The sequence below is a fragment of the Mesorhizobium sp. BR1-1-3 genome (assembly GCF_020165455.1).
GTDB classification, from domain to species: Bacteria; Pseudomonadota; Alphaproteobacteria; order Rhizobiales; family Rhizobiaceae; genus Mesorhizobium; species Mesorhizobium ciceri.
Window position 1 is genome coordinate 252516 of record NZ_JAIUIC010000002.1, and the last position, 14056, is coordinate 266571.

The window sequence follows — 14056 nt, forward strand, 5'->3', positions numbered from 1 at the left end:
GGCAGTCTCATTTCTAAATTAGCAACAACAACAAGGGGAACGGTGCACATGAAAACATCTCTGAAAATGGCGACATTGGCGGCTTCGCTTGCCCTGACATTGACGACGCTTCCGGCTCAGGCCGGCGCGGTGCTGGACCGTGTCGTGGCGGCCGGAACTCTCAAGGTCGCAACTGACGCCAACTGGGCGCCGCAGTCCTTCCTCAATGCCAGCAACGAGCTGGACGGCTTCGACATCGATGTCGCCAAGGAGATCGGCAAGCGCATCGGCGTCAAGGTCGAGTTCGTGACGCCGGGCTGGGACATCATCACCGCCGGCAACTGGGTCGGCCGCTGGGACATGCATGTCGGCTCGATGACGCCGACGAAGAAGCGCGCCGAGATCTTCGATTTTCCCGCTGTCTACTACTACACGCCAGCAGCGGTTGCGGTTCACAAGGACAGCAAGGCCAAATCGTTGAGCGATCTGGATGGCAAGGTTGTCGGCGCGACGACGACATCGACCTTCGAAGCCTATGCCAAGAAGGATCTGACGCTCGACGCGGCCGGTGCGCCGCCATTCGAATACAAGCTCAACCCGAAGGAAGTGCACTCCTACGAGAACTCCACCACCGCTTTCGACGATCTGCGGGTCGGTGACGGCGTTCGGCTCGATGCCGTCGTCTCGTCGCAGCCCAGCATCGTCGATGCCGTGAAAGCCGGTTATCCGATCAGGCAGATCGGCGATCCGGTGTTTTATGAGCCCCTGGCTGTCGCAATCGAACACGGTGACCCGGAATTCTCGGCCAGGATCGCCGATGCCGTGAAGGCCATGAAAGGCGACGGAACGCTGAGCACGCTCTCCAGGAAATGGTACGGGGTCGACTACTCGGTCGTAAAGTAGTTCCGACGTTCGCTGGCGGCTCGCCTGTGCGGGCCGCCGACCATTCGAAGGGACAGGCTATGCTCTACCCCGATACCGTCGAAGCTGAAGTCCTCGTGCACAAGCCGTGGTTTGTGGCGACGATGTTCGGCGTCGTCTTTGCGATCTTCCTCGCCTTCAACCTGACGTCGACGAGCTTCGGCGAATTGATGCGCCCGGTCATCGGCGAACCGTCGCAGAGCGGCCTCTATGGTCGGTTTGCCATCGCCTTCGTGATCGCGCTTCTGTTCGTCCTCAATGTCGTCCTGATCGGCTTCGCCTCGCTGCGTGTCCAGATCGCCATCGTCTGGTTCGAACTGCTGCTGCTCTTCCTGGCCTTCTTCGCGACCTTTCATCTCAGCCTGCCCTTCATCCGGGAAAAGCTGCCATTCCTGATTTCCCAGGGCGTGGTGACCACGCTCTACGTCTCGGCCATCTCCATCATCATCGCCTCCCTGATCGCCATACTGGGTGCCGTAGCCAAGCTGTCCACCAACGGCTTCGCCTACGCCATCGCAAGCTTCTACACTTCGTTCTTTCGCGGCCTGCCGCTCCTGATGCAGGTTTATCTGATCTATCTCGGCCTGCCGCAACTGGGCTTCGTGGTCGGTGCGGTTCCCGCCGGCATCCTGGCGCTCTCGCTGTGCTACGGCGCCTACATGACCGAAATTTTCCGATCGGGAATCCAGAGCATCGACCGTGGTCAATGGGAAGCATCGCGCTCGATGGGTTTTGGCTTTTCGCTGACCATGCGCCGGATCATACTGCCGCAGGCGCTTCCGGTCATCATTCCGCCGACCGGCAACCAGTTCATTTCCATGCTCAAGGACAGTTCGCTGGTCTCGGTCATCGGCGTCTGGGAACTGATGTTCCTTGCCCGCACGCTGGGTCAGAAGACCTTCCAGCACATGGAGATGCTGATTTCGGCGTCTCTCATCTACTGGATGCTGTCGATCTGCCTCGAGCTGATCCAGTCCCGCATCGAACGACACTATGCCAGGAGCAAGGTGCGATGAGCGCTCAAGCCATCATTGAAGCCAGAGCCGTCTCCAAATGGTACGGCCAGTTCCATGCCCTGAAGGACATCAATCTGACGGTCCACAAAGGCGAACGCATCGTCATCTGTGGTCCGTCCGGCTCCGGAAAGTCGACACTGATCCGCTGCTTCAATCGCCTCGAATCGCATCAGGAGGGCGACATCGCCGTCAACGGCATCCATCTTCACCCAAAGATGAAGGACGTCGCCGACGTGCGCAGCAATGTCGGCATGGTGTTCCAGCACTTCAACCTGTTTCCGCATCTGACCGTGCTGATGAACTGCATGGCCGGGCCGATGTGGGTCAAGGGCGTTTCCGCCGCCGAGGCACGCAAGACCGCGCTGCAGTTCCTGGAGCGCGTGCGCATTCCCGAACAGGCGAACAAATTCCCGGTCCAGCTGTCGGGCGGCCAGCAGCAGCGCGTCGCCATTGCGCGAAGCCTGTGCATGAAGCCGGCGGTAATGCTGTTCGATGAGCCGACATCGGCACTCGACCCGGAAATGGTGTCGGAAGTGCTCGATACGATGACCGGGCTAGCGCGCGACGGCATGACTATGGTTTGCGTCACTCATGAAATGGGCTTTGCACGGGCGGTGGCCGACCGCGTCATCTTCATGGATGCCGGCCAGATAGTCGAGGAAGGCAAGCCGGACAGCTTCTTCGGCAATCCTCAGCACGATCGCACCAAGCTGTTTCTCAGCCAGATACTGAAGCACTGATACGCACATTTTGCCAAGCCAATGGCGGTGAGGGTAGTGGGTCAGTTATTCAGCGATAATGCGGACGGTCTCTGCTATGGTGGAGCGCAAGTCTCCACCCGTGCCGCCGCGCGCATCTGAAAGCGTCGGGCGCTTTCAACAGCAAGATGGTTAGGCTCCCACTTGCTGATCGGGATAAGGCTCGTTGCGGATTAGCTCCAACGTCGCTTTTACCACAAACAGCGGCGCGGTTGTACCGGCATGAACTTGCAATGCGACTTGGCGGAATGTGCCGTTCGGCATCTGGTCCTTGGCTATTTCGAGCAACGCCCTTGCTGCCTCATCTTCGGCAGAAGCTAGGGTTGTAAGGTCTGTGCCTTCCGTGTCCGGGTATGAGGTTCCATTGTCGACTAGATCGAAGAAGAAGCGGGCCATTTAGCCCTAATCGCGAACCCTCAGAAATGTTTCATTGCTACTACATCTCAATCAGGGCGTAGGCCACGCCGAAGATTGCAAGCGTTGCAGCCGCAAAAAACCAACATCAATCGGCAGTGAGCAACCCTTCGGTGGGGTCTGTCAGGCGAACGCGCGCTTCTTATAGGAGCCGCGCACCGCCGGCTTCTCGGATTCCTTCGCTTCGATCAGGGCCACGATATCGCCAAACTCCCAAAGTTTGCCAGTCACGCCAGCGGCCATTGCCGGGGTCAGCCGCAAGGTCGCATGGATACGGCCAAAATTGTAGTACATGAAGTGAAGCGCCACGGCGTTGGCGTGAGCCTCCACCTTTTTGGAAAAGCCATTTGTCAGGCGCGTGAAGCGGCGCATGTGCATCCGCATGGTAAGGTTCTGGCGCTCTGCAAATGACGTGCTGACGTGCTTGATGTCTGGATTGCCTTCGATCCATTCTTTCCGCGCATCAGTGCATTCGGCAGGGCTGTAACGGCCCTTGGCGCTGTCAGGCGAAGCCCCATAGAGCTTGATCAGCATGGCGTAGTCGATGTCGCCGCCGAAGGTACCTTCAACGGCCTCTAGATAGGCCCTATGGCCGTCGCTCGTAAGCTGGACGCGATTAGCTAAGCGGCGCGAAAGATCGTCTATGAAGCCCATTGCGTATTCGCTGTCGCGCCCGCCGACCAGCCACGACATGACAAGCTTGGTGTCGGCATCGATTGCCGTCCATGTCCATGTGTCGAGGGCCTTCCGGCGCGGCCTTTGCCATCTTGACGTCGACGGGCGGTAATCCTCGTTCACGGATGCTTCTGGCATCGGCACGCGGGTTGTCACTGGTGCAGCACACCAGCGTCCAGGCCGGAATTCTGGGCTGCGAAGTTCGATCGAAACATGACCCGAGACTGCGAGCTGGTCGATGCCTTGCATGCGGAAGGCTAGCGCGTCGCTATCGTCTGGGTATGTGGGCTTCGGGCAGCGTATCTCAATGAGACGGTCGAACGGGTGCTGGCCTGGGTGTGGTCGGAAAGCGGTGATTTCGAAAGCGATGTTGTACGCCCACGTGTCGATTCTCCGCTGACCAGGAGAGCATCATTGTGACCGGAGTGGCGAGTTGAGAAAGCCAAGGACCAGACATTGGGATTGTGACAAATCCTGGGTATATTTTAAATGAGACCCAGGATTTGTCACGGAGCGACAAGCCGACGCTAGGTGGGAGCGGCTAGGGCGCCATCTGGGATTTTCGTCGACTATGGCCGCAAAAAAGCAGCACTGTCTTCCCGTCGCATTCCTCCGAATGTGCGACTTGATCGGATGACGAAGCTGTAGGCCGGTGTTCAGATAGACACTCTTCCAGTCGATCCACCGCCATCGACGAACAATGTCTGTCCGGTAATGAATCCGGCGTCGTCCGAGAGCAGAAAGGCGATCGTTGCGGCAATTTCTTCCGGCTTGCCGAGGCGCCGCATCGGGATCATCGACAGGAAGCGCTTTTCCACCTCGCTGCCGACAGGCGTGTTTTGGCGGAACATCTCCGTCTCCACCGGGCCGGGCGCCACGGCGTTCACGGTGATGCCGGTCTCGGCCAGTTCCAGCGCCCAGGTGCGCGTCAGGCTGTTGATCGCCGCCTTGGCGGCCGCATAGGCACTGCGCCGCGCAATGCCCACGACCCCGATGCTGGAGAGGTTGACGATGCGGCCCCAGCCCTTCGCCTGCATGGTCGGCAGGATCGCCTGCACCGCCTGGATCGTCGGGTGGAGGTTGCCGCGCAATATGTCGTCCACGTCCGAGAGGTCGATCTCGCCCAGCAGATGCATCTTGATCATGCCGAAATTATTGACGACGCCATCGAAGGAATAGCGCTGGACGAGATCGGCAAAGGCTTGGGCCGAAGCCTTGCCGTCACTGAGGTCGATCGGCACCAGCGTGCCGGGAAAGTTTGGATTCTCACCGCGAGCGATGCCGACCACGTGATGGCCGGCGGCTGCGAGCCGCGCCGAGCGCGCGCGGCCGATGCCCTTGCTGGCGCCGGTGACGAGAAATGTTCGCTTTGTCATTGTGTCTCTACCTGTTGTGAAAGAAGGGCGGTCGGCCGCATCAGGTCCAGGATCTGCGCGGGTAAAGGGCGACTTCGCCGGGAACGGTGGAGGTCGTCTCCACCGGCAGGAGTGCGTGGCGCTGAGCCTGACTCCTGCTCGGCCTATCGCCGTGTCAGGCGGCCCTGTTTGCTGCGCCGTCGTTCGAATAGGCGGGGAAGTCCGTGTACCCCACTTCACCGTTGCGGGTGTAATAGACGGACCGGTCCGCCACAGCCAATGGCCAGCTGTTTCGAAGACGCTCGACGAGGTCGGGGTTCGCGATATACGGCCTACCGTAGGCAATCAGTTCCACCAGCCCGGTGTCGAGCGCGGCCTGGGCATGCTCGACGTCATTGAAGCCGCCGCACCATATGAACGCGCCGGGGAACAACGCTCGCGCCTTGGCGAGCATGTCATGGTCGAGATGGCGCGCCTCGAACGTGACCGATTCCATGTTGCCGTCGGGCAGCAGCTCATAGAGCAGATGGACATAGGCCACGCCGCGGCGCCCGAGCTGCTCGACGATGTACAGGAACGTCTCCTCGACGAGCGGATCAGCGGGCATCGAACCATACTTGCCGAACGGTGAAAGGCGAACCCCCACGCGTCCCGGGCCGAATTCCGCCACGACCGCGTCGACGACTTCCATCAGGAAGCGCGTACGATCTTCCATGCTGCCGCCGCCATAGCAGTCTGTGCGGGTGTTGAGCACCGAGTTCATGAACTGCTCGATCAGATAGCCATTGGCGGCATGGATCTCGGTTCCGTCAAACCCGACCTCCCGGGCATTGGCGGCGGCTTTGGCGAAGGTTCCCACCATGGCCGTCACTTCCTCGGTGCTGAGCGGCCTCGGCATCTCTGCCGCCATGAAGCGCAACCGGCCGTCCGGGCCATGGGCGAATACCTCTGAGCCGACGGCCTGTTCCGCGGTCACGCCCACTGGCGCCTGGCCGTTCGGCAGAAGCGAGGAATGCGCCAGTCGGCCGACATGCCACAGCTGCATGAAGATGGTGCCGCCCTGACGATGAACCTCTTCGGTCACCGGGCGCCAGGCCTGCTTTTGGGCTTCGGAGTGAATCCCGGGAATCCGCGCGTAGCCGTGGCTGGACGTGATCCACGTCGTTGACTTCGGAGATGATCAGGCCGGCGCTACCGCGCTGACCGTAATATTTGACGGTCAGTTCGTTCGGGAGGTCGCCATCTGTCGGAAGGGCGCCCTCGGAGGTAGAGCCGGTTGTCGTCGTCTGCAGGGATTACCGGTCCCGCCAGCCCTCCCGCAAATCCTTTGGACGAACCCGAGTAGATTGCCAACGCGACCGAGAATGCTTAACCAATAGGCTTCCATGTTGTCTCCGCTCACCGGAACCGCAATGGACCCAAACTGTGCTTGCGAGCGACGTTCTCAAATCGCGGCACGGCGTCAGGGCGCCCGACCGGTGAAAAGATCGTGGAACCGCTGCAGGTACAGCGGCCAGCCTTGATCGCTATCGACCCCACCGCGCACGCTCTCCCAGCCTTCGCCGTGGCGCTCGAAATTCCTGTGCTCGATCTCAACCCTGGTCCGGTTCTCCGTCTCCGCCGTGAACCGGACTTCCCATTCGCTGGTCTTGTTCAGGTCAGACTCAATCTGCCACCGCGGGTTGATATCCCAACTCAGAACCAGCCGGCTCGGCGGATCGTAAGTCAATACACGAGCCCAGCGACACTCGCTGCCGTCGACGCCGCGATCGTAAACGTGCCCCCCAACCCAGGCTTCAAAGATCGTCTCAGCAATGGGCACTGCGAGAAGATTGTGCTCGCGAGGTTTGAACCTGCCGAAATCCTCGGTGAAGACCTTGAAGGCACGCGCCATAGATGCCTCGACGACGACGGAGTGCCTTACAGGCTCGGTAGCAGGATGCTTGCTCATACCTGGTCCTTCTTTGGAGGCTCGACGGCTAGTTTGTAGCCCGCCAGGGTCTTGCTCCAGAACTGATCGACTTCCGCGCGCAGACTTGCCAGGCCGCCGGGATCGATACGATATATGCTTTCCTTGCCCGAGCGCGTGTCGGCAACAAGCCCGGCCTCCTTGAGTACCTTCAGGTGCTGAGAGACCGCTGGTCTGGTTACAGGCAGCGCACGAGCAAGTCCGCTGACCGAACAAGGCTGTTCGAGCAACAGTTCGAAGATCGTTCGTCTCGTCGAATCTCCGAGCGCAGTCCAGTAGTTCGCGTTAGTGACCACTAACGCGACTTAAATCGACGGGCCTTCCATGTCAACCTTGGAGTAGTCGACGGGCGGCCCGTTGACTCTGATTAAGCCGCCTTGGCGGCCCCGTCTCGTCGCGCCTTCCGGGCGAGCCGCGGCGCATGCAAAAGCGCGAGCCGATGAGAGCGTTGCAGGACGATCTTGCCAAGGACCCGTACAGCCCATGCCGAGGTCATTACTGCAACCGGCTCCGATCCTGAGCCGATGGGAGGATCAGCGCGTCGCCGCCGGGAGGAGGTGAATTGACGGATGCATTCCCCTGTTGTCTCACCGCCTCTATCAACTCATGTGTTGCTTGAGCGACCTTGGCAACGGGCAATCGGTGCACGCAGTAGACGCCGCCCGGGTTGTTGGGTTTGCACAAATGGGGAGCAACACACTGGCAAGGCAATGGCGGCTCAACCGTGCGGTAAGGCACGCCAACTGGCCCCCAGACATCTGGGGGAGTGAGCCCGTAGAGGCCCACAACTGGAGTTCCGACCGATGCGGCCAAGTGCATTGGGCCGCTCTCGTTTCCCAGGAAGATAAACGCGTCCGCAAGCAATGCTGTTAGTGTCTCAAGCGAGGCTTTGCCAACAACGCTTGCCAACGGGGAGACCGCCACATTCAGGATAAGTTGCGCGATTGCGCTCTCGTCAGGTCCGCCAATCAGCAGTGACCGCAGGCCCGTCGTTTCATAAACCTCATCGATCACTGCGGCGAACCGTTCAGGTTGCCAGCACCGCCCTTCGAACCTTGCTCCGGCGTGCACCGCGACGAAAGCTTTTGCATTCAGATTGCTCTGAGCCAGAATCTGGGTCGAAGCGCCTCGTCCGATGGACGTGGGCTCAAGCCTCGGTGTCACTTCACTCGACGTTATCCCGAGCGCTCTCAGCGGCGAAAGATATCGGTACAGGTAATGCGCGCCTCCCTGGCCGAAGGTTTCAGCAAATATATTGGCAGGCTGACTTTCCCAAGATTTTAAAGGCACTTCGGGGGGATCGTATCCGACGCGCATTGGGGCGCCGATCAGCTTGTGTAGCATCCTCGATGTCTTCGAGTCGGTCAGATCGATGGTGAGATCGAATTTTCGGCGGCGGAGCTCAGCGACCAAGCTTGAATATTCCTTCAAGCGCCTGGTTAGGCTTCTACCACCACCTCGAGGGTCGAATCCGATGGCTATGTCTGCGATACCTTGGCTGACCACCAAGTCTCGCAGGCCAGGAGCGCAAAGCATGGCCATGATGGCGTGTGGGTAGGCGACGCGCAGATTTCGCATAAGCGCCGAGGTCAGAATGACGTCCCCGATGTACTTCGCCTGGATAACCAGAATGGATTTGACAGCCAGCCGATCAGCCATCGAGATATTCAGCACGTCAAAACGATGGGGCAGGATGTTGGTCATTGGGCGCGCACAAACGTCCAAGAGAGCTCATGTGCCGCTTGTGGTGATCGATGGATCGGCAGCCTTGGAACCTCCGACCCATGCACCTCTCGTTTGTTCCACAAACAAAAAGGCAATCCCACGCAGCGCTCGCTGCCTGGGAGGAGCGGAACCGGGGCCTGTCGGTCTGCGGATGCCGTGGTCATGGCGTCTGTCCCTGCCAAAGCGGCAATCCGCTTTCTCTGGCGAAGTCTCTATCTTCCGCGTAGATGGGCTCGCCTCTTCTCGCCACCCGCCGAAGCAAATCCGCATCTTCGTCGGCATGATATCGGAAGGCGTTTCGGCTATCGTATCCATGCCCGGCCTGAGACAGGGAAAACCCGCTGACCACAACCGGAGCGAAGCCGGCGAAACGCGCAAGCATGACAGCGAAAGCCCCCGTGGAGATGTTCCGGTGCCAGCCGCGGGATACGTGAAATTTGCCGCTAAGCCGCCAGACGATGTTGGCAAGCTGCCACCTGGTAAGCGCCTGCAAGGTGTCGTAACGATAATCGAAGGTGCGACAGCCGGCTTTCAGCTTGTCCTCCACGTCAGGCCAGATCGGGACGATCAGATGCTTTGCCTGCCGCCCTTTTAGCAAGTCACGCTTGTAGAAGTCCTGCTCACCTTGGCCAACTAGAATGCCGCGACGCATCAGCGCCATATCAGGAGCGGCGAGGCCAAAGGTTTCCGCCAAAATCTGGGAAGCGTTGACGGTTACAAGCGCCCAACCGGCATCATGTCCGTACGGGAGGCGAAAATTCGGCGCCGATCCCATGACCAAGGCGGGACCCGTGAGCCTGGGCAAGCGGAGGATGGGCTTTGAGAGCACGGGCAAGAGATCCGAAAGCGGAGGTTTCATGCGGGGATCTGAACCGCATTTTCCTCAAACGCACGCAGAATGCTTTCTTCTCGGCTCCACAATTCGTCCCATTGTGTGGCGCCCGACCAACCGGCAAACCAGGGACCGCCGAGCGTGTAGTGCGCCAGCGACACCTCGGCGGGGTCGAGTTCGGAAGCCGACGCCCCTACGAGGTAGTTCCATGCCAGAGGCAACTCCCCGATCTCATGATCCTCGAGCCATTTGAAGGCGTGGAGGTCACGTCCGGGCCACGTATTAAGCATTTCGTTCGTCAGTCGTTTGTTGGCGGGATGGTCTAGATTCCACAAAACGACCGACGACCAGTTCTTGCGCCGATAGAACGTCTGCGTTTGTCCGTCCATCTTGACGGCTTCAGACTCGCGTTGCCGGTGCTTAACCGCCATGATCGCGTAGGAAGGATCGACCAGGTCGAGCAGCTTGACGGGATCCTGCAGAAAAAGAACGTCACAATCGCAGAACATGGCCCAGCCGCCTTGCCGCATAAACGGAACGGCAAAGCGCGATATGGCAAACTCGGTCGCCATCGGTGCCTCGGAGATCGGGCACCAGAGCCTACCGTCACGTACCTCCATCGGTCGCTTCATGATTCCTTGGGCTTCAAGGTCTTTGAGCACCAGTGGGTGGATCTGCAACGGCGTGCTTGTCCGGCGGAAGGCGCTCCATCGCGCCACCTCGAGGACTCGGGCTTCGCGTGGGTCGTACCCGATGTAGATTGGCATCATAGTGTAACTCTGCAGTTGGAAGTGAGTTTGCCCGCATTATGCAAGGTTGCGCGGCTGGCGGTAGACCCCAGGTAAATGGATCAACCCGCCGCGATGGCGATCGTGCAAGGCCAGAGCGCCACAGTCGGGATATTGTTGCAGTCAGGCCGGAGTCAAGCAACCGTGAGCGACGGTATTTCGTTTGGCTCGACGGAACATTGGCCGGGCCGGCGGCCCAAATAAAGCGAACAGATGTTATCGCGCTCGCTAGCTCCTTTTCCGTGAATGGCTTGCTGAGAATTTTGATGTCGCGAGTCCCCGGGAGTTCGGCGTAGCCCGTTGCTATAATGACGGGTACGTTCGGCCACTGGACTTTGATCGTATTCGATAGCTGCAGGCCCGTCATCTTCGGCATAGCATGATCCGTTATGACGAGGTCGAACGGCTGCTCCTCCAGCAACCTGAGGGCTGCCGCCGCAGAATGCGCCTCCGCGACAGTATGGCCGAGATCCTCGAGCATTGCCGCGGTATTCAAAAGGACCAGCGCATCGTCATCCACTGCCAGAATCCGCAGCGACGCCGTCTCAATGGCTTCCTCGGCAAGAACATCCGGCCCGCGCGCGAATTCCGAGCTCGCGGTTGCGATCGGCAGCCATAGTTCCGCTGTGGTTCCGGTTCCCCTGGAGCTCTTGAGCACTAGGCACCCGCCCATTTGCTCTGTCATCCCATGCACCATAGACAGACCGAGACCCGTACCTTTGCCAACGCCTTTTGTGGTGAAAAACGGTTCCGTCGCCCGAGCCAGCGTTTCTTCGTCCATTCCTTCGCCACTGTCGGCTACCGAGAGGCAGACATAATGGCCGGGAGCCAAGCCAGCACCATTGCTTTCGCCGACCTGTTCCATCCGGGCGGAAATGATGATCGTCCCACCATCAGGCATGGCGTCACTGGCGTTGACACACAGGTTGAGCAAGGCAAGTTCGATTTGACTTTCATCAACCATCACACGATCAAGCGAGAGCGGAAATTTCGTCTCTATGATCGCCCTTGAGCCCAGCGATCGTTCCAAGAGATCCTTCATTCCGTGTATGAGCCCTATCAAATCGACAGGCTTTGGATCGAGTTGCTGCCGCCGGGCAAAGGCCAGCATGCGCTGCGTCAAGGACGCTCCCCGTCGCGCGCCGAGCACCGCGTTGTCGAGAAGACGCAGCAATTGTGGATCGTCGGGAAGCCGTTTGCGGAGCAGCTCAAGACTACCCAGAATCGCCATCAGCAAATTGTTGAAATCGTGAGCGACGCCGCCCGTCAGTTTGCCGATCGCATCCATTTTTTGGGAGTGGAAAAGGGCCTCACGTGCCTGATCCAGGGACTCCTGCGCCTTCTTCCGCTCCGTAATGTCGCGTGTGATCTTCGCGAACCCCAGGAGTTCGCCATCCTCGTGCCGAATGGCGTCGATGACCACGTGGGACCAGAACGCAGTGCCGTCTTGCGTATACGCCAGCCTTCGCGCTCAACTCGCCCTTCACGGGCGGCGATCTCCAGGGCACTTTGCGGACTGCCCCGCTCACGGTCCTTGAGAGTATAGAATTGCGAAAAGTGCTTGCCGATTAATTCATCTGCCGAATAACCCTTGATGCGTTCCGCACCCGCATAATGCGCTGACCCTTGGCGTTGAACAGATGCAACTGGGTGAGGTCCGGCGCCAGGAAAACCTTCTGGCCCGGCATCACGGAAATCCGCTCGCGCAGCAACGCGCTCAGCGTGTTGTTGCCGGCTTTGGCCATGACAAGGGTTTCCGCGCCGGTCGGCTCGACCACTTCGACCACCGCCGGCACGCCGCTGTCTGAGAGCTTGAGATGTTCGGGCCGGATGCCCCAGGCAAGCGCACTTTCGCCCTGTCCCAACGCAGGCAGCGGAAATACCGTGCCGTCGCTGGCGACAAAACCGTCCGTAGTGGTGCGGCCGTCCAGGATGTTCATCGACGGCGAGCCGATGAACTGGGCAACGAACAGATTGGCCGGCCGGTCGTAGAGATCGAGCGGGGCGCCGACCTGTTCGACGATGCCGCCATTCATGACGACGATCTTGTCGGCCATAGTCATGGCTTCGACCTGGTCGTGGGTGACGTAGACGATGGTGGTTCCCAGGCGCTGGTGCAGCGCCTTGATTTCGGCGCGCATCTGCACGCGCAGCTTGGCGTCGAGGTTGGAGAGTGGCTCGTCGAACAGAAAGACCTTCGGGTCGCGCACGATAGCGCGGCCCATGGCGACACGCTGGCGCTGCCCGCCGGAAAGCTGGCGCGGATAACGATCCAGCAAGTCCTGCAGTCCGAGGATCGTCGCGGCACGCGCAATCTTGGCGTCGATCTCGCTTTTATCGATCTTCTTCAGCGTCAGTGCGAAGGCCATGTTCTCACGCACCGTCATGTGCGGGTAGAGCGCATAGTTCTGGAAGACCATGGCGATATCGCGCGATTTCGGCGCGACATCGTTGATGATCTTGCCTTCGAGCGCGATCTCGCCGGCGCTGATGTCTTCCAGGCCGGCGATCATCCTGAGCAAGGTCGACTTGCCGCAACCGGACGGGCCAACCAGGATGACGAATTCGCCCGACGCGATGTCGACGGACACGCCGTGGATGACCTTCGCCTTGCCATAGGCCTTATCGACACCTGATATGGTGAGCGCACTCATTGGTATTTTCCTTAGAAAGAGACTTTGTCGCCGCCCTTGAGCTGCAAGATCTGCCGTGCCTCGTCAGGGGTGGCGACCGAAGCGCCAAGCCCTTCGATGATCTGGCGTACCTTGCGCACCTGCTCGGCATTGGATTTCGCCAGTTGGCCCTTGCCGATCCAGAGCGAGTCCTCCAGCCCGACGCGCACATTGCCGCCGAGCGCAATGGCCTGGGTGGCGATCGGCAGCTGGCTGCGGCCGGCGCCCAGCACCGACCAGTGGTAGTCCTGTCCAAACAGCCGGTCGGCGGTGCGCCTCATATGCGCGACATCTTCCGGATGGGTGCCGATGCCGCCCAATATGCCGAACACGCTCTGGACGAAGAACGGCGCCTTGACCAGGCCGCGCTCAACGAAATGGGCGAGCGTGTAGAGGTGGCCGATGTCGTAGCACTCGATCTCGAAACGCGTGCCGTTTTGCGCGCAGGTGCGCAGGATGTGCTCGATGTCGCCAAAGGTGTTGCGGAAGATGCGGTCGCGCGAGCCTTCGAGATAGGGGCGTTCCCAGTCATGCTCGAAGGTCTTGAAGCGCTCCAGCATTGGGTAGAGGCCGAAATTCATCGAGCCCATGTTGAGCGATGCAACTTCCGGCGCAAAGGTCGCCGCCGGCTTGACGCGCTCCTCGACGCTCATTGTCGCGGCGCCGCCTGTGGTGATGTTGATGACGCAGTCCGAGCGTTGCTTGATCACCTTCAGGAAGGGCGCAAACGCCTCGGTCGACTGGTCGGGCCGGCCGTCGGCGGGGTTGCGCGCATGCAGATGGACGATGGCAGCGCCGGCCTCGGCCGCGCCGATCGCGGCATCGGCAATCTCTTGCGCGCTCACCGGCAGATGTGGCGACATGGACGGCGTGTGGATCGAGCCGGTAACCGCGCAGGTGATGATGATCTTGTTCTGGTTCGCCACTTGAAATTCCTCGTCTATTTGACCGC

13 protein-coding genes and 2 pseudogenes are annotated in these 14056 nt (G+C 60.0%); 3 read left to right on the forward strand and 12 right to left on the reverse strand.

All coding sequences use genetic code 11. From position 1 onward, the window contains the following. Nucleotides 1-48 precede the first annotated feature (48 nt). From LB559_RS05590 to LB559_RS05600, 3 genes are read left to right on the forward strand one after another with little or no spacing between them, the layout of a single operon-like run. Complete coding sequence (locus LB559_RS05590; RefSeq protein ID WP_224673375.1) at nucleotides 49-882, forward strand: transporter substrate-binding domain-containing protein; 834 nt, start codon at nucleotides 49-51, stop codon at nucleotides 880-882. Nucleotides 883-941: 59 nt separating this feature from the next. Next, nucleotides 942-1916: an amino acid ABC transporter permease gene (locus LB559_RS05595; protein ID WP_013525195.1), complete on the forward strand. Its 975-nt coding sequence runs from the start codon at nucleotides 942-944 to the stop codon at nucleotides 1914-1916. Further along, nucleotides 1913-2656: an amino acid ABC transporter ATP-binding protein gene (locus LB559_RS05600; RefSeq protein ID WP_263498957.1), complete on the forward strand. Its 744-nt coding sequence runs from the start codon at nucleotides 1913-1915 to the stop codon at nucleotides 2654-2656. Before LB559_RS05595 ends, LB559_RS05600 begins: the two co-directional genes overlap by 4 nt. 150 nt (nucleotides 2657-2806) lie before the next feature. On the opposite strand, the gene LB559_RS05605 is transcribed toward LB559_RS05600, so the two are convergent. The 12 genes and pseudogenes from LB559_RS05605 to LB559_RS05660 form a co-directional block, all read right to left on the reverse strand. After that, nucleotides 2807-3070, reverse strand: a complete 264-nt coding sequence (locus LB559_RS05605) for a DUF6894 family protein (protein ID WP_224673376.1) — start codon at nucleotides 3068-3070, stop codon at nucleotides 2807-2809. A 141-nt stretch (nucleotides 3071-3211) separates the two neighbouring features. Beyond that, nucleotides 3212-3863, reverse strand: a pseudogene (locus LB559_RS05610) (IS1 family transposase); the annotation flags it as partial. A 556-nt stretch (nucleotides 3864-4419) separates the two neighbouring features. Further along, nucleotides 4420-5139: an SDR family oxidoreductase gene (locus tag LB559_RS05615; RefSeq protein WP_224673378.1), complete on the reverse strand. Its 720-nt coding sequence runs from the start codon at nucleotides 5137-5139 to the stop codon at nucleotides 4420-4422. 154 nt (nucleotides 5140-5293) lie between these two features. Next, nucleotides 5294-6274, reverse strand: a complete 981-nt coding sequence (locus LB559_RS05620) for an alkene reductase (RefSeq protein ID WP_224673644.1) — start codon at nucleotides 6272-6274, stop codon at nucleotides 5294-5296. A 306-nt stretch (nucleotides 6275-6580) separates the two neighbouring features. Next, entirely contained in the window at nucleotides 6581-7069 is a 489-nt protein-coding gene (locus LB559_RS05625) for an SRPBCC family protein (RefSeq protein ID WP_224673380.1), read from the reverse strand. After that, the gene (locus LB559_RS05630; RefSeq protein ID WP_224673389.1) at nucleotides 7066-7383 is read right to left on the reverse strand and encodes an ArsR/SmtB family transcription factor; all 318 of its coding nucleotides are present in this window, start codon (nucleotides 7381-7383) and stop codon (nucleotides 7066-7068) included. The genes LB559_RS05625 and LB559_RS05630 overlap by 4 nt, the downstream gene beginning before the upstream one ends. Nucleotides 7384-7582: 199 nt before the next feature. Next, nucleotides 7583-8791: a glycosyltransferase family 9 protein gene (locus LB559_RS05635; protein WP_224673391.1), complete on the reverse strand. Its 1209-nt coding sequence runs from the start codon at nucleotides 8789-8791 to the stop codon at nucleotides 7583-7585. Nucleotides 8792-8972: 181 nt separating this feature from the next. Continuing rightward, nucleotides 8973-9671, reverse strand: coding sequence for a hypothetical protein (locus tag LB559_RS05640; RefSeq protein ID WP_127371244.1), 699 nt, complete (start codon nucleotides 9669-9671; stop codon nucleotides 8973-8975). Continuing rightward, on the reverse strand, nucleotides 9668-10216 hold the full coding sequence (locus LB559_RS05645) for a hypothetical protein (RefSeq protein ID WP_224673393.1): 549 nt from the start codon (nucleotides 10214-10216) through the stop codon (nucleotides 9668-9670). Before LB559_RS05645 ends, LB559_RS05640 begins: the two co-directional genes overlap by 4 nt. Before the next feature lie 424 nt (nucleotides 10217-10640). Then, nucleotides 10641-12040 (reverse strand): annotated as a pseudogene (locus LB559_RS05650) (response regulator); the annotation flags it as partial. Further along, on the reverse strand, nucleotides 12001-13086 hold the full coding sequence (locus LB559_RS05655) for an ABC transporter ATP-binding protein (protein ID WP_063170677.1): 1086 nt from the start codon (nucleotides 13084-13086) through the stop codon (nucleotides 12001-12003). The gene LB559_RS05655 and the pseudogene LB559_RS05650, both read right to left, overlap by 40 nt. An 11-nt stretch (nucleotides 13087-13097) precedes the next feature. Further along, nucleotides 13098-14030: a 3-keto-5-aminohexanoate cleavage protein gene (locus LB559_RS05660; protein WP_064994970.1), complete on the reverse strand. Its 933-nt coding sequence runs from the start codon at nucleotides 14028-14030 to the stop codon at nucleotides 13098-13100. Between the last annotated feature and the right edge of the window lie 26 nt (nucleotides 14031-14056).

What these genes read in the sequence shown, in the direction of transcription:
- LB559_RS05595 (WP_013525195.1), top strand. Translation starts at nt 942, where the DNA reads ATGCTCTACCCCGATACCGTCGAAGCTGAAGTCCTCGTGCACAAGCCG.
- LB559_RS05590 (WP_224673375.1), top strand. Translation starts at nt 49, where the DNA reads ATGAAAACATCTCTGAAAATGGCGACATTGGCGGCTTCGCTTGCCCTG.
- LB559_RS05655 (WP_063170677.1), bottom strand. Translation starts at nt 13,086, where the DNA reads ATGAGTGCGCTCACCATATCAGGTGTCGATAAGGCCTATGGCAAGGCG.
- LB559_RS05640 (WP_127371244.1), bottom strand. Translation starts at nt 9,671, where the DNA reads ATGAAACCTCCGCTTTCGGATCTCTTGCCCGTGCTCTCAAAGCCCATC.
- LB559_RS05615 (WP_224673378.1), bottom strand. Translation starts at nt 5,139, where the DNA reads ATGACAAAGCGAACATTTCTCGTCACCGGCGCCAGCAAGGGCATCGGC.
- LB559_RS05625 (WP_224673380.1), bottom strand. Translation starts at nt 7,069, where the DNA reads ATGAGCAAGCATCCTGCTACCGAGCCTGTAAGGCACTCCGTCGTCGTC.
- LB559_RS05605 (WP_224673376.1), bottom strand. Translation starts at nt 3,070, where the DNA reads ATGGCCCGCTTCTTCTTCGATCTAGTCGACAATGGAACCTCATACCCG.
- LB559_RS05645 (WP_224673393.1), bottom strand. Translation starts at nt 10,216, where the DNA reads ATGGCGACCGAGTTTGCCATATCGCGCTTTGCCGTTCCGTTTATGCGG.
- LB559_RS05635 (WP_224673391.1), bottom strand. Translation starts at nt 8,791, where the DNA reads ATGACCAACATCCTGCCCCATCGTTTTGACGTGCTGAATATCTCGATG.
- LB559_RS05600 (WP_263498957.1), top strand. Translation starts at nt 1,913, where the DNA reads ATGAGCGCTCAAGCCATCATTGAAGCCAGAGCCGTCTCCAAATGGTAC.